This window comes from Bradyrhizobium sp. CCGB20, assembly GCF_024199855.1.
In the GTDB taxonomy this organism is placed as follows: domain Bacteria; phylum Pseudomonadota; class Alphaproteobacteria; order Rhizobiales; family Xanthobacteraceae; genus Bradyrhizobium.
Genome location: NZ_JANADN010000001.1, coordinates 1,977,205 through 1,998,437, shown reverse-complemented (window position 1 = coordinate 1,998,437; position 21,233 = coordinate 1,977,205). Strand labels below are relative to the sequence as shown.

Annotated in this window: 13 protein-coding genes; 5 read left to right on the top strand and 8 right to left on the bottom strand. The window is 65.5% G+C overall.

Annotated elements, in window-relative coordinates:
* Positions 1-2: 2 nt before the first annotated feature.
* The 4 genes from NLM15_RS09115 to NLM15_RS09100 all read right to left on the bottom strand — a co-directional run bounded on the left by NLM15_RS09115 (position 3) and on the right by NLM15_RS09100 (position 4,098).
* Positions 3-1,007, bottom strand: a complete 1,005-nt coding sequence (locus NLM15_RS09115) for a zinc-binding dehydrogenase (protein WP_254116602.1) — start codon at positions 1,005-1,007, stop codon at positions 3-5.
* 8 nt (positions 1,008-1,015) lie between these two features.
* The gene (locus tag NLM15_RS09110) at positions 1,016-1,843 is read right to left on the bottom strand and encodes a carbohydrate ABC transporter permease (RefSeq protein WP_254116601.1); all 828 of its coding nucleotides are present in this window, start codon (positions 1,841-1,843) and stop codon (positions 1,016-1,018) included.
* A gap of 4 nt (positions 1,844-1,847) precedes the next feature.
* Positions 1,848-2,735, bottom strand: coding sequence for a carbohydrate ABC transporter permease (locus NLM15_RS09105; protein ID WP_254116600.1), 888 nt, complete (start codon positions 2,733-2,735; stop codon positions 1,848-1,850).
* 61 nt (positions 2,736-2,796) lie between these two features.
* Positions 2,797-4,098: an ABC transporter substrate-binding protein gene (locus NLM15_RS09100; protein ID WP_254116599.1), complete on the bottom strand. Its 1,302-nt coding sequence runs from the start codon at positions 4,096-4,098 to the stop codon at positions 2,797-2,799.
* 192 nt (positions 4,099-4,290) lie between these two features.
* Between NLM15_RS09100 and NLM15_RS09095 the strand changes: the two genes are divergently transcribed.
* Together NLM15_RS09095 and NLM15_RS09090 are read left to right on the top strand one after the other, a co-directional pair.
* Positions 4,291-5,331 (top strand): LacI family DNA-binding transcriptional regulator, encoded by a 1,041-nt coding sequence (locus NLM15_RS09095; RefSeq protein WP_254116598.1) that lies wholly within the window; start codon positions 4,291-4,293, stop codon positions 5,329-5,331.
* 10 nt (positions 5,332-5,341) lie between these two features.
* Complete coding sequence (locus NLM15_RS09090) at positions 5,342-6,076, top strand: SDR family NAD(P)-dependent oxidoreductase (protein WP_254116597.1); 735 nt, start codon at positions 5,342-5,344, stop codon at positions 6,074-6,076.
* 9 nt (positions 6,077-6,085) lie between these two features.
* Here NLM15_RS09090 and NLM15_RS09085 read toward each other — a convergent pair whose 3' ends face one another.
* Positions 6,086-7,522, bottom strand: coding sequence for a lipopolysaccharide biosynthesis protein (locus tag NLM15_RS09085; RefSeq protein ID WP_254116596.1), 1,437 nt, complete (start codon positions 7,520-7,522; stop codon positions 6,086-6,088).
* A gap of 335 nt (positions 7,523-7,857) precedes the next feature.
* Here NLM15_RS09085 and NLM15_RS09080 point away from each other — a divergent pair, with 335 nt between their 5' ends.
* Positions 7,858-8,925 carry an endo-1,4-beta-xylanase gene (locus NLM15_RS09080; protein ID WP_254116595.1) on the top strand — a complete coding sequence of 356 codons (1,068 nt, stop codon included), beginning with the start codon at positions 7,858-7,860 and terminating at the stop codon, positions 8,923-8,925.
* A gap of 12 nt (positions 8,926-8,937) precedes the next feature.
* Here NLM15_RS09080 and NLM15_RS09075 read toward each other — a convergent pair whose 3' ends face one another.
* The 3 genes from NLM15_RS09075 to NLM15_RS09065 form a co-directional block, all read right to left on the bottom strand.
* Entirely contained in the window at positions 8,938-9,888 is a 951-nt protein-coding gene (locus tag NLM15_RS09075) for a DUF6492 family protein (RefSeq protein ID WP_254116594.1), read from the bottom strand.
* A gap of 95 nt (positions 9,889-9,983) precedes the next feature.
* Positions 9,984-10,778, bottom strand: coding sequence for a protein-L-isoaspartate O-methyltransferase (locus NLM15_RS09070; RefSeq protein ID WP_254116593.1), 795 nt, complete (start codon positions 10,776-10,778; stop codon positions 9,984-9,986).
* Entirely contained in the window at positions 10,778-14,245 is a 3,468-nt protein-coding gene (locus NLM15_RS09065; protein ID WP_254116592.1) for an AAA family ATPase, read from the bottom strand. Before NLM15_RS09065 ends, NLM15_RS09070 begins: the two co-directional genes overlap by 1 nt.
* Positions 14,246-14,380: 135 nt before the next feature.
* On the opposite strand from NLM15_RS09065, the gene NLM15_RS09060 reads away from it, so the two are divergent.
* Together NLM15_RS09060 and NLM15_RS09055 are read left to right on the top strand one after the other, a co-directional pair.
* Positions 14,381-20,824, top strand: a complete 6,444-nt coding sequence (locus NLM15_RS09060; protein WP_254116591.1) for a non-ribosomal peptide synthetase — start codon at positions 14,381-14,383, stop codon at positions 20,822-20,824.
* Between the two features lie 142 nt (positions 20,825-20,966).
* A complete protein-coding gene (locus tag NLM15_RS09055) occupies positions 20,967-21,134 on the top strand; it encodes a hypothetical protein (protein ID WP_254116590.1) in 168 nt (55 codons plus the stop codon).
* The last annotated feature ends 99 nt before the right edge of the window (positions 21,135-21,233 follow it).

The window sequence follows — 21,233 nt, the reverse complement described above, 5'->3', positions numbered from 1 at the left end:
GCTCAGTCCAGCGCCAATACGGGCTTGATCAGCTCGCCCTTGGCGAAGCGGGCGAAATTTTCGGGCAAAGCCTGTAGGCCGAACTCGCCGTCGACGAGAACGCGGTATTCGTCCTTGTACTTGCGCAGCAGCTCGACATTCGGTTCGAAATCCGACACCGGGAAATAGAAGGTCCGGATCATGTAGAAATCCTTGCGGCGGAACACCTTGCCTTCCTCGATGGTCCAGGGCGCGGCGTTCTCGCCGACCAGCACCAGCGCGCCGCGCGGCAGCACCAGCTCGATGCCGAGGTTGCGCGCCGCATGCGCGCCCGAGCATTCCATGATGAGCGCGAAGCGCTTCGAGGTATCGCCAACGCGGTGCGCCTTCGCGCCGAAGGATTGCGCGATTCTGAGGCGTGCCGCGTTGGGATCGGCGACATGGATGTTGTCGTAGCCGAGCGCGCGGAGCGCCAGCACGACGCCGAGGCCGACGGGTCCTGCGCCCATGACAAGAACAGGGCCGGCTTCGCTTGGCGGCACGACGCGGCTGACGAAGCGCACGGCATGGCCTGATGTACCGATGGTGTCGAGCAGCAGCGGCGCAAGACTGTCCTCGATATCGTCGGGCACCGGCAGCAGGCAGTTTTCCGGCACCGGCACGTATTCGGCGTAGCCACCCGGCCTGTTCCAGCCGATCAGGCTGGAGACTTCCAGGCACATCTGGGTGTCACCGCGCTTGCAGGCCGCGCAGTGGTCACAGTGCAGCGGGATGTAGACGCAACAGCGGCGGCCGTGCAGACGATGGCCGGGCTGCTCGACCACGCCAAAGATCTCGTGACCGGCAGTGAACTCGGCACCCTTGTGCCAGAGCTTGAAGTCCGAGCCGCACAGCGCCGTGCGCAAGACGCGCACCAGCACCTCACTGGTGCCGACATCAGGCATCGCGACGCGCTCGATGGTGATGCGGTCGTTGCCGTGGAACACCGCGGCCTGCATGATCGAATTCGGACGGGGAGATACGTTCATCGGATACCTTAGCCTTTCACCGCGCCGAGCGTCAGTCCGGAGACCAGCCAGCGCTGAACCAGGGCCGCCAGCACCAGCGGCGGCAATGCGATCAGCGTCGCCGCGGCCATGAGGGCGCCCCATTGCGTCGAGCCTTCGCCGATGAAGTTGAAGGCCGCCGCGATCAACGTCTTGGTGTCGCCATTAGAGAGCACCAGCGCAAACAGGAAGTAGTTCCATGAGAAGACGAAGGCGAGGATCGCCGAAACCGCGACGCCGGACGCCACCAGCGGCAGTGCGATGCGCCAGAGGATGCGCGTGACGCTGCATCCATCGACCTGCGCGGCTTCGAAGACGCTGCGCGGGATGGCGTCGAAGGACGGCAGCAACACCCAGATCACGATCGGCAGCGTGATCACCGCATGGCTGAGGATCAGCGCGGTGTAGGAGCCGATCATGCCGATTTGCCGGAACATCACGTACCACGGCAGCAGGAACAGCGTGCCGGGCGCCATCCGCGCCGCCAGCGTCAGGATCGCCGGCCAAGAAATCCGCGTCCAGGAGACGGCGAAGGCGGCGGGAATGCCGAACAGCAGCCCGAGCGCGGTCGAGCCGACGGTGACGATGAGGCTGTTGAGTGCGTAGCTAAGGAACGGCGTGGTCCTGGTCAGCTCGACATAATTGTCCAGTGTCGGCGAGAAGATCAGCGTCGGCGGATAGGCCGTGACCTCGAAGGACGGCTTGAACGAGGACAGCACCATCCAGACCGTCGGCGCCATGATGAGCACGCCGGCGAGCACGAGCTGCAACGTATTGAGCCAGCGGATCCAGCGGTCGGTGTTGGCGGCATCTGTCATGACATCACCACGCCACTGCGCCGCGCAGGCGATTGAAGGCGAGCACGGCGCCGAACACAATCGCCGTCAGCGTCAGCATCAGGGCGCTGGCATAGCCGATGTTGAAGAATTCGAAGCCGACCCGGAAGCCGTAGATGTTGAGCGTGTTCGAGGCGTTGCCAGGGCCGCCCTGGGTGGTGATGTAGATGATGTCGAAGAAGCGCAGCAGATCGACGCTGCGCAGGATCGCGGCGGTGACGATGGTCGGCAGCAGCAGCGGCAGCGTGATGCGCTGGAACGTCTTGAACGGAGATGCGCCGTCGATCTGCGCGGCCTCGTAGACGCTCGGCGGCAACGATTGCAATCCGCCCAGCACAATCAGGGCGACGTAGGGCGTCCACTGCCAGCTGTCGATCAGCGCGACGGTCGGAATGACCCAGGTGGGCGAGGCCAGCCAGTCGGACGGCGGCAGCCCGAACGACTGCAGGATATAGTTGGCGGCACCGAGCGAGGGATCGAGGATCACCAGCCACATCATGCCGGCCACAACAGGCGGCATCATGAAGGGCGAGATGAACAGCGACCGCACGATGCCCGGGAGCCGCTTGGCGTGGAACAGCACCAGTGCGAGCCAGACGCCGAAGATGAGTTGAAGAACCAGCGACAGCACGAACAGCGCAATGGTGATCCACAGCCCGTGCCAGAACTCGTAGTCGGAGATCAGCTTCGAATAATTGGCGAGGCCGGCAAAGGACTGCTTGCCGGTCGAGGAAAACGTCTGAAAGCCGAGCCAGATCGTATAGACCACCGGAAACGCGATCATCGCGACAGTGAAGACCACGGCCGGCGCCGAGAGCGCCGCCATTTCCAGCTTCTGCCGGTCCTGCGTGAGTGGCGCAGCCGTATCAGACATGTGTTCCTGTCCTCGATCGGGTGAGGTGCCGGCCGGCAGCGAGCCAACCGGCACCGGGCGGTCAGTTCAGCGCGATCAGCGCGTCCAACGCCTTGTCGGCATCGGCGCAAGCCTGATCGATCGGCTTCTGCTTGAGGATCAAATCCTGCACCGCCTGCCCGATAAACTCGCGCGATTGCGGATTGGCGACGATGGGGTAGCCGACTTCCGACGAGCCCTTGGTGGCGAGCACGTCGAGCGCAGCCTGCCATTCCTTGCGAACCGGCTCCTCGTCGATCCACTTGCGATATTCGGGATCGTTCGCGACCGACGGACGCGGCGGGGCGATGCCCTGCAGCGCCATCTTCTTCTGCACTTCGGGGCTGGTCGCCCATTGCACGAAGTACCAGGCCGCCTCCGGCTGCTTGCTGTGCGAGGACACCGCCATGCCCCAGCCGATCGTGGTCGGTACCTGGCCGGCCTCGCCCGCCGGGAACGGCAACAGACCGGTGTCCTTCAGGCGCGCGCCGCCCTCCATCACCGTGCGCAATTCATTCGAGGATTCGAACGCCATTGCGGCGCGACCGCCGCGATAGAGTGCCGAAATCTGCTGGAAGCTGTAATTGACGACGCCGGGCGGTCCGTAATCGCGCAGCAACCGGCTGTAGGTGTCGAGCGCTTCCTTGCCCTTGGCCGAGCACAGGTTCGACTTGCCGTTGGCCATATAAGTGCCGCCGACATTGTGCAGCATGTTGCTGAAGGTGTAGGCGACCGCGGGCTTGAGGCCGCGCGAGACGAAGGGCGTCACCGTGCTGTCGCAGCTCTTGATCTTCTCGGCGGCGGCCTCGACGTCCTTGATGGTCTTCGGCGCCTCGAGGCCGCATTTCTTGAAGATATCGGTGCGGTAATAGAAGATCGGTCCTTCGAGGTTCATCGGCATGCTGGTGAGCTTGCCGTTGAAGGTCGCGGCCTTCAGCAAGGCCTGACTCAGCCCCGCCGGATCGTAGTCCTTGGCGACCTCGTTCTTGGCCATCGTCGTGAGATCGCCGTACCAGCCGGCCGCGGCGAACTGCTCGCCTTCGCGCGAGGGCAGCGTCATGAACACGTCGACCTCGTCGCTGTTCGCATTCATGACGGTGACCAGACGCTGGCGCATCTGCTGTTCCTGATAGCCGTCGACCTTCAGGGTCATGCCGGTCAGCTTCTCGAAATCGGCCTTGTAGGTCAGCAGCGCCTGCGCCACCGGGTTGTTGTTGGCGAGAAAGGTGACGGTCTTGCCCTTGAACTTCGTCCAGTCGAAATCGGCGGCGTTCGCCTGCGCGCTGACGGCGGCTATCGCGAGAACGGGCAACGCGACGCGCGTCGCGAGCATCCTGGCCTTCATTGAACTCTCCTCCCGGCTGGCCGCCTTAAGCTGGCGGACCATTTTGAACACGACTGAGTACGATCTGAAAACGGTTACAAAATAGACCTCACATCGGCCGTGTCAAGCGATGGACAAGCCGCAAAATCTGCGGCAGATTTGCGACATTTCCGCTACCACTCGGCTTGCGCCGGAAGATGTAACGTTACATTCATGAGACTGACCAACGCCAAGTCTGTGAAACAGGGCATCCGCGCCGTGGCGGCGCGCGCCGGCGTCTCCACGGCATCGGTCTCGCGCGCCCTCAACAATCCCGACGCGGTGAGCCCCTCGCTGCGTGCGCGCATCGAACAGGCCATCGAGGCGCTCGGCTATATCCCGCACGCGCCGGCCCGCATTCTGTCGTCACGTCGCTCGCGCACCCTTGGCGCGATCGTGCCGACGATCGACAACACGATGTTCGCGCGCGGCATCGCCTCGCTGCAGCAATATCTGTCTTCGGTCGGCTACATGCTGTTCCTCACCACCAGCGGATACGATCTCGACGTCGAATTGCAGCAGGCGCGCAATTTGATCAGCCGCGGTGTCGACGGCCTCGTGCTGCGCGGCGATTGCCATCACGAGGGATTGCGCAAGCTGCTCGCGGACAACGCGGTACCGTTCATCAATGTCGGCATCTACCAGCCCGACAGACCCTACCCTTGCGTCGGCACCGACAACGAGGCCGCCGCCCATCGCGCCGCTGCGCATGTCATCGAGCTCGGCCACCGCCGCATCGGAATCGTCTCGGCGCTCCAGCGCAACAACGACCGCGCCAGCGCCCGCGTCGCCGGCTTTCGCCGCGCGCTCACCGAGAACGGCCTCGAGCTTCCCCCGCAATGGCACGTCGAGGTGCCCTATACGCTGGACGATGCCCGCGAGGCCGCCCGCTATCTCCTGAACCTCAAGGACCGCCCGACGGCCGTGGTGTGCGGCAATGACGTCATCGCCTATGGCGTGCTGCTGGAGGCGGAGCGCGACGGCTTCTCAGTGCCGCGCGATCTGTCGGTGGTCGGCTTCGACGACCTCGACTGGAGCCGCCATCTGCGGCCGAGCCTGACCACGATCCACGTTCCAACTGGAGAAACCTGGCAGCGCGCCGGCGAATATCTGGTGCGGAGCCTCGCCGGCGAGCAGACCATCATGCATCGCGAGATCGACTTCTCGCTGGTGGTCCGCGAATCCACGGCTCCGCCTCCGAAATCCCTGAAGTGAGACCCAGCCCATGAGTTCGAATTTTTCTCTCGCGCCCGGCTTTCATGCCGTCGTGATCGGCGGCGCCGGCGACATTGGCGCTGCGATCAGCAACCAGTTTTGCGATCTTGGTGCAACGGTGACTGCAACGGGTGCCAATGACGCCGATCTCGCGCGCACCCTGCTCAAGCCACGCACAGGCCTCTCGCTCGCCACGCTCGATGTTACCGATGACGACGCCGTTACGTCCTTCGCCCGGCAGCACGAGCGCGTCGACGCGCTGGTCAACTGCGCCGGAATTCTCGCGCGCGACAAGGAATTCGAGATCGAAACCTTCATGAAGGTGATCGACGTCAACCTCACCGGCACGTTCCGCACCTGCATGGCGTTCCGCCCGCTGCTCGCGGCGCAAAAGGGCTCGATCGTCAACATCGCCTCGATGAACGCCACACTGGCGCTGCCGCGGATTCCCGCCTATTGCGCCAGCAAGGGCGGTGTCGTGATGCTGACCAAGGCACTGGCCTTGAAGTGGGCCGAGGACGGCATCCGCGTCAACGCGGTCGCGCCCGGCTATGTCGAAACCGCGATCAACGCCGCCGGCCGCACCGATCTGGCCCATTATCAGCGCATCGCCGACCGCACCGCGTTCAAGCGCTGGGGACAGCCGGAGGACATTGCCGGCGCGGTTGCCTTCCTCTGCATGCCGGCTTCGCAATATGCGACCGGCACCGTCGTTGCCGTGGATGGCGGATTTCTGGCGGGGTAGCGCGCGGGCCTACACGCCCAGGGCCTTGCGGTTGAATGTCCGCAGGAAGCGCAGCGACAACGTCCGCACATTCGCGACGTTCAGCAGCCACGCCGCGGCGACATAAGCCAAGCCGCCGGCGAAGCTGACGACGATCAACGCCACGAAGCCGGTGCCGTTGACCTGCGACCGCGCGAGCAGGATTGCAGCGGCCATCGCCGCCGCGGATACGGCGACGCCAGCAAGCCGATTGACCTCGAACGGCACAGGATGGGCGCGGTGCATCAGGACGACGGCGACGACGAAGCCGATCGCCTCGGTCGCGAGCGTCGCCAGCGCCGCGCCGTAGAGGTCGTAACCCGCGACCAGCGCGAACATCAGGACAACGCTGACGACCAGCGTGAGGAACGACTGCGCCGCGAGCATGAAAGGCCGCTCGGCAAGCTGGAAACTGATCTGCACGTAGAACTGGTTGGCGATGCCGAAGAAGCGGGCGAGCACCAGCGTCGGCAGCAATGCCGACACGCCGGCGCGGAAGTCGACACCCACGAGCGTGCCCGCGACCTGATCCGCCGCGAGGGCGAGCCAGACGGCGACGGGCGCGACGACGACGAGCAGCAGTTCAAGGCTCTCAGTCAGCCGCTCCCGCGTGATCTCGGTGTTCTTCTCCGACAATGAGCGGAACACCAGCGGCACGGTCGCCGCGGCAACGCTGGAGGCGATCATGACCATGAACTGGCGCGGCAGATCGGCGGCGACGCCAAAGATGCCGGCGGCGTCCTTGCCGAGCAGATAAGCGACGATGAGCCGGTCGCACGCCGAATAGACCGCAACAGAGAGTCCAGCCAGCGTCAGCGGCAGGCCGTAGCGCGCCAGTTGCATGAACTGGCTGCGCTGGAAGCGCGCGATTTTCGTGCGGTCGCCGACAAGATTGAGGATGATGCCGGTGAGCGAACCCAGGCCGAACGCCGCGAGCAGCCCCAATCCACCCCAGCCAAGCCAGATACCGAGCAGGCCGAAGCCAACGCTCGACACGCTGCGCACGATCGAGATCGCCGCAAACCGGTAGGGACGCAATTTGGCGCGCTCGAACTCCTGGCCGACGTCGACCGCATTGGCCATGATCGCGACGAACATGCTGGCGAGCAGCAGCTCGACACTGAGGTCGCTGCGGAACAGGAAGACCAGTGGCGTGGTGGCGCAGAGCACCGCGACCGTCAGCCCGAAGGCGACCATCGCCGTGCCGCGAAAATCCACCTCCGCCGACATCGCCTGATAGCGGGACACCGACAGCTTGATCCAGGCGAAGAAGATCGCGCCCAGGATTCCAGCAAGGCTGATGCCGACGACATAGACGCCGTACTCAGCCGGCGTCAGCAGCCGCGTGTAGGCCGTGACCGCGAAGAATCCCACCGCCGCGGGCAGGATGTAGGCGACGAGATAGATCGAGAAATGGCGGTTCAGCATACGGGACCGTTGCGATGGTGACGGCCGTTAATCAATGGGCCTTGGCGGGGCGAACTGCGCCGCAGCATCTCTCAAGAGTGTCACATAAGTCTGGAGATCGGGCGGCGAATGAGGGTCTGCCCCCGCTTTCGCCCGTTAGCGTTAAATTTGCCCTTTCGGTGAAGCGGTTTCCGCGATCACGAACGAAACCGTGGTCCAGACTGGAACAGCGATACGGCGTCATGCGCGCTGGCCCGCAGACGCCCGGCAAAGGTTAACCCAACAACGGGAAACCCCGGCGTCGCGAGGCGCGGCTTGGTACGATGGCGCGTTGGTTCCAAAAGGAACGTTCCGACGTGACCAGGCTCGACAGACGCGAATTTCTCCTCAGCGGCGCCGCAACGCTCGCGGCCGGCGCAACGGCGTCCGCGGCGCCGGCATCGAAACTGGCGCAGCGCCGTCCGGGCTTTGGCGCAGCGGCGACGCTGTGGGACCTGCAAGCCGATCCCAGGCTTGGCGAAGCCATCAGCACCTATTGCACGCAAGTGGTGCCGGTGCTCGAGCTGAAATGGCCGATGCTGCGGCCGAACGCGCACACGTTCAATTTCGAGCGCGCCGATGCGATCCTGGATTTTGCCCGGCAGAACGATCTGACGATGCGCGGCCACACGCTCGCCTGGTATCACGACATTCCGGACTGGACCAAGCAGATCAAGGACACCAGGGGCGTCGAGCGCGCCTACGTCGATCACATCGGCACCGTCGTGTCCTACTACAAGGACAAGCTGACCTCCTGGGACGTCGTCAACGAACCGATCCCCGACAACCCGAAGAAGATCACCGACCGGCGCGATACGTTCTGGACGCAGCATCTCGGTAACGGCTGGATTCCGCTGGCCTTCCGCACGGCGGCCGCGGCCGATCCCTTCGTCAAGCTCGCGATCAACGAATACGACATCGAGTCGGCGAAGGACACGTTCATTGCCAAGCGTGCGGCCTATCGCAATCTGATCATGGACCTGCTCGATCAGGGCGTGCCGCTGCATGCCGTGGGACTGCAATCGCACCTGCACGCCGAGCTCGAAATCGACACGCATGGCCTCGCCGAGTTCGTCACGGAGCTGCGCTCGTGGGGGTTAGAGGTGCTCGTCACCGAGCTCGACGTGGACGATCAGAAGCTGACGGGCAATCCGGCGGAGCGCGACGCCATCGTCGCCAAGCGCGTCGGTGATCTGCTGACGGCGGTCTCGACCAGCGGGCCGGTGCGCTCGATCCTGACCTGGGGCCTTTCGGATCGCTACAGCTGGATCAACGGCACCTTCACCCGCGCGGACAAGCAGCCGAACCGCCCCTTGCCGCTCGACGGCGAGTTCAAGCCGAAGCCGTTCATGGACGTGATCAGCAAGTTTACCAAAGACGCGTGACGGCGCCGGATATCAGCGCGTCTTCGGCATCTCGAGCTGGACCTCGTCCCCGATGTCTTCGGGCGCGAGGCTCGGGCTGCGACGATCGCGCGAGCTGAGGCGGAACACGTCGCGGATGTCCTCGACCGAGGTCGATGAATAGGACTGGATGCAGAGCGCGACCTGCTCGGGCGAAGCGGCGCGCATCATCGCTTCGATGGCTGGACGGTCGAGCGGCGTGTCGTCCCAGTGCGAGACGGCGATGCTGTCTTCCGTCACCCGATGCCCCGCCAGATGCTTCGGGGAATTGGCGACGAAGTGGCCATACATCAGGTATTCCGAGAACTTCTTCTTCCGGCACAGCGCCAGAACCCAGTTCAATCCCGTCGCCGACTTGATGGCGTCGGTCATCGCGCGCGCGGTGTCCTTGTCCCAGACCAGCGCGTTGCCGACATAGTCGTCCGCGGGGAACGAGCGCTCCCGGATGCCGAGCAGCTGATCGACGGTGCGCAGCCACAGCCCATGCAGCGGGTGGTCAGCGCCGATGTCCTTCGGGGTGACGAACAGTGGCGTCTTCTCGGCGCCGGCATATTGACCGACGTCGAATTCGCGGAAGAACAGATTGTCCGAATCCAGGATGCAGACGCGCTGCTCGGGCGCGTTGAGGACGCCGGCGATCTTGAGGATCTGCTGGATGTGCCAGCCGTGCACCGGCGACGACAGCAGCGACACCCACACGCGCCGCTTGCTGATGAACTGGAGGGCCGGCGGCAGCGCCCAGAGCCATTTCGGCAAATAGCGCGAGGCCGGAACGATGACGCGCTTGTCGGACGCAAATCGCGCGAACAGCGGCACGTCCTCATCGTTAACGAGAACATAATGCCGCGTGTAGCCGGTCAACCACGTGTCGATGCTCTCGCTGAGCAGCGAAAAACGCTCGATATCCTTGGCGTAGCTGGCGGTCAGCAGGGCAACGGAATGCATGGAACGTGCTCAAATGGCGATCAGACCGCACTCATAGCCACACCGCGGGATGCTGGAAACTCACAAACGGAATCAAGGTAAAACGAAACGAAGCATTAGCCATCCGACGGCAAGCCCTGCTCGATGCCGCGAAAGCGCAACGGCGCCAGGGCGGAGGCGCGCTGCCACCAGTCGGCGACGCGGTCGTCGAGTACGGTCGTCCCGCGGCCGTGGCCGGGGAAGATCCGGATCTGCTGCACCGCCTCGGCCTCGAAGCCTTTGCCCTTGCGCGTGATCTTGAGGGCAGCGCCTTCGCGGTCGCGCTGGGTCAGCGGCACCAGCAGGCGGCCGCGCGGGCGGAGCGACTGAAGCCAGAGCGGGTGCGGATGCGAGAAGCCGGCATGGACGACGATCACGTCGGCGGGTTCGCCGATGTCCTCACATCCATCGCCATCCACGACCTCGACATTGCGATAGGAGCGAAGGTAGGTCGCGGCACGCGCCGCAAGCCGGCCGTCGCATTCGATTGCATGCACCCTGCCCTTGGGGCCAACGATCTTCGACAACACCGCCGAAAAATAGCCGAGCCCGCAGCCGATCTGGACCACGCGATCCTTCTCCCCGACGTCGAGCAGGTCGATGAAATGCGCCCACAGGCTCGGCAGACCGGTATCGAGCTTGCGGCGCGCGTCGATCGCGACCAGGACATTGTCGTAGAGATGAACGGGATCGGCATCCGGCGTCAGGCGATAGCTGCGCGCCGCCTCACCCTTGATGCGCCAGCGCCCCCTCGGCAGAAAATCCTCGCGCGGGACGGCGGCGAGCGCTTCGAGCAGGCGCGGCGAGGAGATCCGCTCGCGCTTGGCTATCATCTCGACGTAACGCGCGCGCGCGGCGGCCAGATCGCTCATCACACGGGATCGGCCTGTTCACGGGTACGCACGTCCCCTCCGAGCTCGCTGACCAGCTGCATCGCCCGCTTCAGGTCCGGGGTGTAAAAACCCTCGCTGAACTTACCGACGATCGGCACCAGCAGAAGACTTGCGTGCTCGCGCTTGCCGGTGTCGTGCGACAGGCGCGCGAGGCTGACGGCGGTGCGAAGCTCCCATGACAGCGCGCCCTGCTTGCGCGCGGTCTCCAGCGACAGGGCGAACAGGTCCTCGGCCTCGTGCAGCGATGCCGGATCACCGTCCGACATCGTGATCTCGCCTTGCAGGCGATAGACCTCGGCGAGATAGGAGTGATCGCCGGTCCGCCTTGCGGTCGCGAGCGCGCCGTCCAGCGCGCGCAATGCGGCATCGCGCATCCCGACCTTGGCGTAGGCTTCCGCAAGCAGGCAGCGGAACCAGCAGCCTGCGAGCCAGGAATCCATCGCCTCGTATTCATCGAGGCCGAAGCGCATCTGGCTGAGACCTTCGTCGGCCTCGCCGAGCTGCGACAGCGCCCAGCCGCGCAGGATCGTCGCCTGCTGCTTCCAGTGCAGGAAATTGTGCTCGGTGGCAATGATCATGGCGCGGTTGGCGTGGTCGCGCGTGCCCTCGACGTCGCGCAAATGCTGGCAGAGATAGGCGCCGAACACGAGCGCGAAGGCGAGCGTGAAGGGATGGCGGATCTTCTCGGCATTCGCGATCGCCTGCTCGCTGTGCTGGCGCGCCGCGTCGGGCCGGCCGAGGAACCAGAGGAGATAGCCGAGATAGGACAACGAGACGACGCCGGGATCGGTGCCGTGCCGCTCCATCAGATCGGAGTGCAGATCGGGGCTGTAGAGATTGATGCAGCGGTGCAGATGGTGCTGGGAGGCGGCAAAACGGCCGCGATAGAGCATGGTCATCGCGATCGAGCGGTGCGCCTCGATCAGATAGCCGGTCTGCTGCGCCGGCTGCGCCCGCTCCTTCAGCCGTTCGCGCTTGGCGAACTTCAACAGCTCGACGCTGAGATCGTGCGCGCGGGTGAGATCGGCGCGGATGAAATGGCAGACCCAGAGCCCGCGCGTGGCAGCAAAGGCCTTCTCGTCGTCGTCGAGCTGCTGGCCGAGCTCGAGCGCGCGGATATAGTTCTCCTCGACCTCCTGCACGGCATAGCCCTTGGCGGCAATCAACGCGTTGCCGAGCGCGATGCGCAGCTCGAGCTCCATCTCGTCGGCGCCCTGCATGCGTGCATTGGCCTGCACGACGCTCAAGCCCCGGCGCAGATGGCCGATAGCCTCCAGATTGGCGCCGCTCTTGGCCGCCTGCTTGCCGGCCTTGAGCCAGAAGCTCGCGGCGCCCTCGCTCTGCCCGGATTCGGTGAGATGACGGGCGAGCAGCTCCGGCTCGCGCTCGGTCTTCTCCGGATACATCTCGGCGAGCACCTGGGCGATCCGGGAATGCAGCTTGCGCCGCTCGCTGTGCAAGAGGCTCGCATGCGCGGCGTTCTGGATCATCACGTGCTTGAAGGAATAGAGCGCGTCCGGCGGATGGCCGCGGCGCGTGATCAGCCCCGCCTCCTCCAGATGATTGAGCGCTGCCTCGATCTGCTCCGCCGACGTGTTGGCGACCGCGTGCAGCGTCTCGTAGGAGAACTCGCGGCCGATGGTGGCGCCGATCTGCGCGATTCGCTTGAACGGCCCCATCCGGTCCAGCCGCGCCATCAGCGAGTCGGTCAGGGTTGCCGGGATCGCGAGCTGCCGCCACGGGCCCGACAGCACGTAGCGCCCGTGCCGCTCGGTCAGGAGGTTGGATTCCAGAACGGTCTTGGTGAGCTCTTCCAGGAACAGCGGGACGCCATCGGTCTTGACGATGATCTCCTCGACCACCTCCTTGGGAAGCTCGCGGCCCGCAACGCGCTCGACCAGCGTCGCGCGCAGCTGCCGGCTCAGGCGGTTCAGCACCAGCGTCGTGATGTGCGAATGCGCCTCCCAGCTCGGCTGGAATTCGGAGCGCGCAGTGATGATGACCAGGATCGGCCGGTTCTGCGCCCGGTCGACCAGGAGGTCGATCACCTCGCGGGAGGTCGGATCGATCCAGTGCAAGTCCTCGAATGCGATCACCAACGGCATTTCGCGCGCAAGGCCGAGGAAGTGATTGACCAGCGCCGCGACGGTCGCATCCTTCTGCTGCTGCGGCGACAGGTCGAGCGGCGGATAGCGATCTCCGGTCGGTATCGACAGCAGCGCCGCAAACAGCGGCGTGACCTGCTCGACGTCACCATGGGCGGTGGCGATCGCGTGCTCCAGGCTCGCCAGCGACAGCGCCGACGGATCCTCGCGGTCGAGGCCGAGCGAGAATTTGAGCTGCTCCGAAAATGGATAGAACGCCGTGGAGGTGTAATAGGGCGAGCACTGGAACGAGACCTGTCCGTGACGGTCACCCGAGATCCGCTCGAAAATCTCCTGGATGATGCGCGACTTGCCGATGCCGGGCTCGCCGAACTTGACCACGACCTGGCCGTCGCCCTCCTTGGCCTGCTGCCAGCGCCCCATCAGCAGCGCGATCTCCTCCTCGCGGTTGACGAGCGGCGTCAGCCGCGTGCCCATCGCGGCGGCGAAGCGGGTCTCCACCCGCGAGGCGCGCACCACGTGCCAGGCCTGCGTCTTTTCCGAGATGCCCTTCAGCGCGTGGACGCCGAGATTGCGGTAGTCGAACTTCCCCTTCAGCAGCGACTGGGTCGACGCCGAGATCACCACGCCGTTGGATGGCGCCAGGCCTTGCAAGCGCGCGGCGAGATTGACGGTCTCGCCGACCGCGGAATCGCGCTCCTCGGTGCCCTGCCCGACAAGGTCGCCGACCACGACGAGACCGGTCGCGATCCCGATGCGGACGGCGGGAGCGTGGCTCAGCGCACCGCGCGGCTCGATCGCGCGCGCGGTCGACAGCACCCGCACGATCTCGAGCCCGGCCCGCACCGCGCGCTCGGCATCGTCCTCGTGCGCGGTCGGATAGCCGAAATAGACCAGAATGCCATCGCCGACGTAGCGCGCGGCAAAACCCTCGTAATGCTTCACCACGCGAACGCAGGTTTCGCGGAAGCTCGCGATCATGTCGCGCACGTCTTCCGGATCGAACTGCACCGAGAGCGAGGTGGAATCCACCATGTCGCAGAACATGGTGGTGAGCTGACGCCGCTCGGCACCGACCTCCGTTCGGGCTTGCGGACGGGCCGCCGCCTCGGGCTTCTCCGCGGTCTCGGCCTGGAATAGCGCCGACATCGCGCGCTGAAGCCGCTTGCGATCGCCGAGCGGCAATCCGAGCCCGATCAGGTCGGATTCGGTGAGGTCCCCCATGACATCGAGGTCGACGCGGTGCTGCGCGAAGAGATCGGTGTAATGACCAAGACCGACGCCTTCGAGCCAGCGCTTCAGCCCGTCTTCCGTCCCCGTGTCCGGCTCATTCTCCAGCATGGTGATTCTGCCCGACCATTACTCCGTCGAAGGGCTTTAGGCCCCTCAACCACAGATTTTGGGGCCCGAACTTCACCTCAGACTGGACGCGTTCCCTAAGTCTTGGGAAGAATAGCTCAATCGGATCAAAAGGGAATGGCATTGTCGCACACTGCATCCGGAGCGGGAGAGGGATCGGACAGCGCAGGCGCCGAAACCAGGACCTTTGCCGACATCGGCGGCCTTCTCGACTTCTATGCGCGGAAGACGCCGGCCGCGCCGGCTCTCCTCGCCCCTGGCCGGCCGGCCCTCACCTACGGCAAGCTGGGTGACTTGAACCAGCAACTGGTCCGCACCCTGCGGGAGCTCGGCATTGCCCCTGCCGACCGTATTGCTGTTGCGCTGCCGCGCGGCGCCGACAGCGCGCTCGCGCTGATCGCGGTCGCCTCCGCCGGCGCCTGCGTGCCCGTCAACCCCGATCTGACGGCCGATGAGCTGCAACGCTATTTCAGCGAATTGCAGCTGACCGCGCTCGTCACCCGGGCCGACATGAACTCACCAAGTCGTGACGTCGCCAAGGCGCTCGAGATCGCGGTGATCGATTTCGGGCCGGGGCCGGACGACAATCCCGGCGGCTGCGCGTTCGTCGGCCCGGTTGTCGGCCCTGCGAGCGCCAGCGGCGCCTCGCGCGGCGACGACGATGCGTTCATCCTGTTGACGTCAGGCACGGCGGCGCGGCCGAAAATGGTGCCGTTGACACATCGCAATGTGTGCCTGTCCGCATACAATGCCGGCCGCGTGCTGTCGCTCCGGCCCCACGATCGCCTGCTCAACGCCCTGCCGCTGTTTCACGCTCACGGCCTGATCTCCGGCCTGCTGACGGCGTTCGCCGCGGGCTCCAGCGTGATCTGCACCAACGGATTCGACGCATCGTCCTTCTTCGGCTCGATGCGGGAGCTGCAACCGACCTGGTACACGGCGGTGCCGACCATCCATCGCGCGCTGCTGACGGCGGCGGAAGCCGACCCGGACCGCGCCCGCTCGTCATCGTTGCGGGTGATTCGCTCGGCCTCGTCGTCGCTCGCACCCGCGATTTTGAACGGGCTGGAGGCGATGTTCGGCGTTCCCGTGCTCGAGACCTATGGCATGACGGAAGCGGCCTCGCAGATCGCGGCCAATCCGTTCGAGCTGCGCAAGGTCGGATCGGTCGGCCGCGCCGCGGGCCCCGAGATCGCGATCATGGACGAGGCGGGCCGCATGCTTGCGAGTGGCGAGCATGGCGAGATCATGCTGCGCGGGCCGAACATGAGTCGCGGCTATTATAATGACGAGGCGGCGACACGAGCCGCATTCCGCAACGGCTGGTTCAGGACCGGCGACCTCGGCTATCTCGACACCGATGGCTATCTCTTCATCGTCGGCCGCATCAAGGACGTCATCAACCGCGGCGGACAGAAGATCTCGCCGCTGGAGGTCGAGGAGATCCTGCTGAGCCATCCGGCGGTGCTGGAGGCCGGCGTGTTCGCCGTCCCGCACCAGAAGCTTGGCGAAAACGTCGCCGCCGTCGTGGTGCTGCGCCCGAATTCCGAAGCAACGTCGGACCAGCTGCGGCAGTTCGCCCGCAAACGTCTAGCGGCCTACAAGGTGCCGAGCCTGATCCGCAGCGTGGCCGCACTGCCGAAGGGCGCGAGCGGCAAGGTCAAGCGCAACGCGCTGGCCGATCTGATCACCGCCGCGGAGCATGGCGACGAAGCGCAATTGCCGCGCAACGCGCTGGAGACCCAACTCGCGGGGATCTGGGCCGGCCTGCTGGAACTGCCGCAGGTCGGCATCGACCAGGACGTCTTTGCACTCGGCGCGGACTCGCTTGCGGCCACGCAGATGCGTTCGCGCCTGCGCGAACGCTTCAACGTCGACTTCTCGTTCGAGGACATCTTCGATTGCGCCACGGTCTCAGCTCTTGCGGCCCGGGTCGAGGCCGCCACGACCCATCGTGACACGATGCTGCCCGCATGGCGCCAGGCGGTAGCGGCAGAGGCGCCGCTGTCGTTCCAGCAGCAGCGGATGTATGTGCTCTCGCGGCTCGATCCGACCCGTTACAATTATAATGTCGTCGAAGTCGCTGTCCTCAAAGGCCTGGTCGACGTCGCAGCGCTTTCTGCGAGCCTCGCCGCGATCTGCGCACGCCATGAGGCACTGCGCTCGGTCTTCGTCGAACGGCAGGGCGAGCCGACGCAGCGCGTGCTGCAATCGCCGCCGCGGTTCGCGCGGATCAAGCTCAAGCCTTGTCCTGCGGACAAGCGGGCCACGATTGTCAGGCGCGAGGCACTCAAGCTCGCGCAATATCCGTTCGATCTGGCGCATGAGCCGCCACTGAAAGTCACGCTGCTGTCGTTCGACAAATCCAGCCACGCGCTGGTGGTCAACGTCCATCACCTCGTCACCGACGGCTGGTCGCAGCGGTTGTTCTGGGAGGAGCTTGCCGCCCATTATGCCGCCGCGCGCAAGACGAGCGCGGCGACGCAGCCCTCGCCCGCCTTCCAGTACCGCGACTTCGCGCTGTGGCAGCAGTCCTGGGCACAGACGCCGGCGGCAAAGGAGCAACTCCATTATTGGCGGACGCAGCTCGACGGCGTCACCACGCTGCCGCTGCGGACCGACCGGCCAAGGCCGGAGATCTGGAGCGGTCACGGCGCCCGTCACTATCTCGAATTCTCCAAGACGCTGTCGGCCGATTTGCGCGCGTTGAGCCAGGACCAGGGCGTCACGCCTTTCATGACGCTGCTCGCAGCGTTCCAGTGCCTGCTGTTCCGGCACACCGGACACGAGGATGTCGCGACCGGATCGCTGATCGCCAACCGCAACCAGATCGAGAGCGAGCGGCTGATCGGGCTGTTCGCCAACACCCTGATCCTGCGCAACGATTTTGGCGGCGATCCGAGCTTTGGCGAATTGTTGCGGCGGGTGCGGCAGGTCACGCTGGACGCCTACCGCAATCAGGACCTCCCGATCGAGGAGGTGCTGCGTGCGCTCCAGGTCGCGCGAAGGACGGACGGCAATCCGCTGTTCCGGATCATGTTCATTCTCCAGAACGCCTCGATCGAGGCGGCACGTTTCCCCGGTCTGTCGACGCGGCGGCTGGAGGTCGACCCGAAGGTCGCGCGCTTCGACATCACGCTCGAACTGGTCGAGGCCGACGGCCGCTTCACCGGCTTCTTCGAATACGCCACCGATCTGTTCGATGCGGCGACGATCGAAGACATGGCCGCGCAGTTCAAGACTCTGCTCAAGGCCGTCATTGCCAATCCCGAGCAGCGCATCTCGCGCCTGCCGCTCCTGACCGAGGCCGAACGCCGCCAGTTGCTGGCGAAAGGCCATGGCATGGCGGCCAATTTCACCATGCGTGGCAATTTCAGCGAACGCTTCGATCGCCAGGCGAGGAAGACGCCGAATGCGGTTGCGGTGTCGGACGGACGTGCCGGCCTGACCTATCGCGAGCTGGCCCGCCGCAGCGCGGCTGCCGCGCGCTGGCTGGCGCGTGAAGGCATCGGTGCCGAGAGCGTGGTCGCCTTGCTTGCGGATCGCGGCCCCGACCTGCTCGCCGCGATGATCGCCGTGCAGCGCGCAGGCGCGGCCTTCCTCAACCTCGATCCCGACCAGCCGCAGGCGCGGCTCGCGACCATCCTTGGATCGAGCTGCGCCCGCATGCTGCTGACCGGGCGCGCCCAGTCGGCCATGGTCGAGGCGCTGCTTGAACCGCTGGTCGAGCGGATCCATGTCGCCGAGCTCGAGGACGCGATCACGCCAGGGGCGACCAGGCCGGCCCGCGCCGCGCGGCGCGCTGCCTCGAGCCTCGCCTATCTCATCTATACGTCCGGCTCCTCCGGCGCGCCGAAGGGCGTCATGATCGAACAGCGCGGGCTGTCGAACCATCTGGCGTCGCTCATTTCCGAGCTTGGCCTGTCGGCCAGGGACGTGATCGCACAGACCGCGCCGCAGAGCTTCGTCATCTCGGTGTGGCAGTTCCTCGCCGGGCCGATGGTCGGCGCGCGTGTCCATGTCTGTGCCAACGCGATCGTGCAGGACCCGATCCTGCTTGCGCGGGAAATCGAGCGCGAGGGCATCACGGTGCTCGAGATCGTGCCTTCGCTGCTGCGCGTGATCCTCGATCGCATGAATGAGCCGCCGATCCGGCGCGCCTTCGCAAGGCTGCGTCTCCTGATCTCGACCGGAGAACCGCTGCCCGTCGATCTCTGCAATGCCTGGTTCGCCCGCTACCCGAAAGTGCCGCTGATCAACGCCTATGGCGCGTCGGAATGTTCCGACGACGTCTCGCTGCATCGCCTGACCAAAGCGCCGGCGGCGGCGACGAGCAGCGTTCCGGTCGGCGCGGCGCTGCCCAACACCCAGCTCTATGTGCTCGATCCGAACCTCCAGCCGCTGCCGGTCGGCGTGACCGGCGAGCTCTGCGTCGGCGGCGCCGGTGTCGGCCGCGGCTACATCAACGATCCCGCGCAGAGCCGGCAGCGCTTCCTGCCCGATCCGTTCTCGCGCCAGGCAGACAGGCGGCTGTACCGGACCGGCGACCTCGCCCGCCGCCTCACTGATGGCACCATCGAATGCCTCGGCCGCGCCGACCATCAGGTCAAGGTCCGCGGCTATCGTATCGAGCTCAAGGAGGTCGAGAACGCGCTTGCCGACCATCCGGCCGTGCGCGCCGGCATCGTCGAGCCGCGCCGCGAGGCGAGCGGCGATGTCAGGTTGATCGCCCATATCGTCGCAAGGGCCGGCAGCCAGAGCAGCGCCAGCGAGCTGCGCGAGTTCCTGAAGAGCCGGCTGCCGGGCCATGCCATCCCGTCCGCATTCCTGTTCCTGGACCAGGTGCCGCTCAATGCCCATGGCAAGATCGACCGGTCGGCGCTGCTGGCGCCGGCGCAGCAGGAAGCGTCCGGTCCGGATGCCGCCGTGCCGGCGCGGCACTTCACCGAAAAAGTGCTCTCGGACATCTGGATCGATCTGCTGAAGGTCGAGAGCCTCGGCGTGACGGATAATTTCTTCGATCTCGGCGGCCATTCGCTGCTGGCGGGCCAGGCGATGGCGCGCGTCGCCCGTGCGCTCGGCGTGTCGCTGCCGATCAAGACCATCTTCGAGGCACCGACGATCGAGGAGCTCGCCCGGCGGGTCGACGCGGCCGTGGCGGCGAAGCCGCGCAAATCGGCCGCAGGCGTGCCGCGGCTGGCTGAAAGCGGGCCTCCGACAGTCTCGATCGCACAGGACCAGATGATGCGAATCGAGCAGAACCTGCCGGGCTTGCCGGTGTTCAACCTGCCCTTTGCCTTCCGCCTCCAGGGCTCGCTCGATCCGGCCACCCTCGCGCAAGCGTTCGGCGACATCGTGCGCCGCCACGAATCGCTGCGGACCGGGTTCGGCTGGAGCGGCGAGGAGCCCGTCAGCCGCATCGCCACACCCAGCGAACTCGGACCCGTCCTCACCGTCGAAATCATCGGCGACGGACGTCCGCACAACAACAAGCGGCGCAAAGCCCTCGAACTCAGGAAGATCGATCTCCTGATCGAGCAGGAGACCTACGCCCCGTTCGACACCGCGCGGCCGCCGCTGTTGCGGGCGCGGCTATTGCGGCTCCATGCCGACGATCATGTGCTACTGCTGACGCTGCATCATGCCGTTGCCGACGGCTGGTCGATCGGCGTGCTGTTCGAGGAGCTGTCCAACCGCTACGCGGCGCTGGCCGGTCGCCCGTCCGTGCCGCTGCCGAAACTGCCGCTCGCCTTTTCGGACGTCGCCCGCTGGCAGCGCTGGTGGTGCGGCACCGACGCCGCCCGCCACCAGGCCGCCGACTGGACGGAGAATCTGCGCGGCGCCGCCCCCGTCTTCGAGGGCGAAGCAAGCCCCGGGGCGTCCACCGGGCATTACCCCGTCAGCCTCGAGCGCGAGCTGATCGGCCGGCTCACGGCGTTCGCCGGCCGGCATAACAGCACGCTGTTCATGTGCCTTCTCACCGGCCTCAAAGCCCTGCTGCTGGCGCAGACCGGCCGCAACGACATTTCGGTCGCCACCGCGATGGCCAATCGCACCCAGCCGGACACCGACCGGGTCGTCGGCCCGTTCGAGAACACGGTGATCGTCCGCACCCGAATCACGCCGGAGCTGTCGCTCTCGCAGGCGCTGGCCCGGGTGCGCCAGAGCGTACTCGACGCGCATGCGCGCCAGGAGCTGCCGTTCAACATCCTGGCCGACCATCTGGAGCAGGAGGGGATCGATCCGGCCTCGCTGGTTCAGGTCTATTTCACCCTGCAAAATCCGCTGCGCCAGCCGCTCGATTTGCCTGACATCACGATGGAATCGATTGGCCACATCGCGCGCGAAGGCCAGCCGGTGCTGCCGATCGACCAGACCTGGCTATCGCTGATGCTCAAGGAGCGCCCGACCGGAATCACCGGCTCGTGCAATTACAAGGGCGAGCTGCTCGATGGTCGCAGGGTCGGCGAGTGGATGGCGGATCTCGTCGCGCTGCTGGAGGCGGCCGTCGCCCAACCCAACACGCCGCTCGGCCGATTGCTCGCTCGCAGGGCGGCGTGACCGGCCGTACAGCACGGGCGAATACGGGTTCACTCGCCAAAGCTGTGAATGACAAAGTTGCAGCTTGATTATTTGGCGCCAGCGCGCAAGATTATTCTGCCGTTTTGATTTGGACGATTATTTTCAACCGGGGGAGTTTGTTATGGGTTTCATCAAATTTACCAAGGGCACTTCGTTGAGCGACAAGGACCGCAAGGCCCTGCAAAAGTTGCTGGGCGCCGAGAAGAAGAAGCTCCAGTCCGCGCTCAAGGATGTCGACGCCAGCCTTTCGATGCTCAGCGGCTCGAAGAAAGCCAAGAAGAAGAAGTAAGGCTCGTCGGCCGGGACGCCGCACGAACCTCGAGCTTCACTTTCGGATATGGGCCGCTCGCTCGTCGAGTTGGGGTCTCGCACAAGCTTGCGCCTGTAA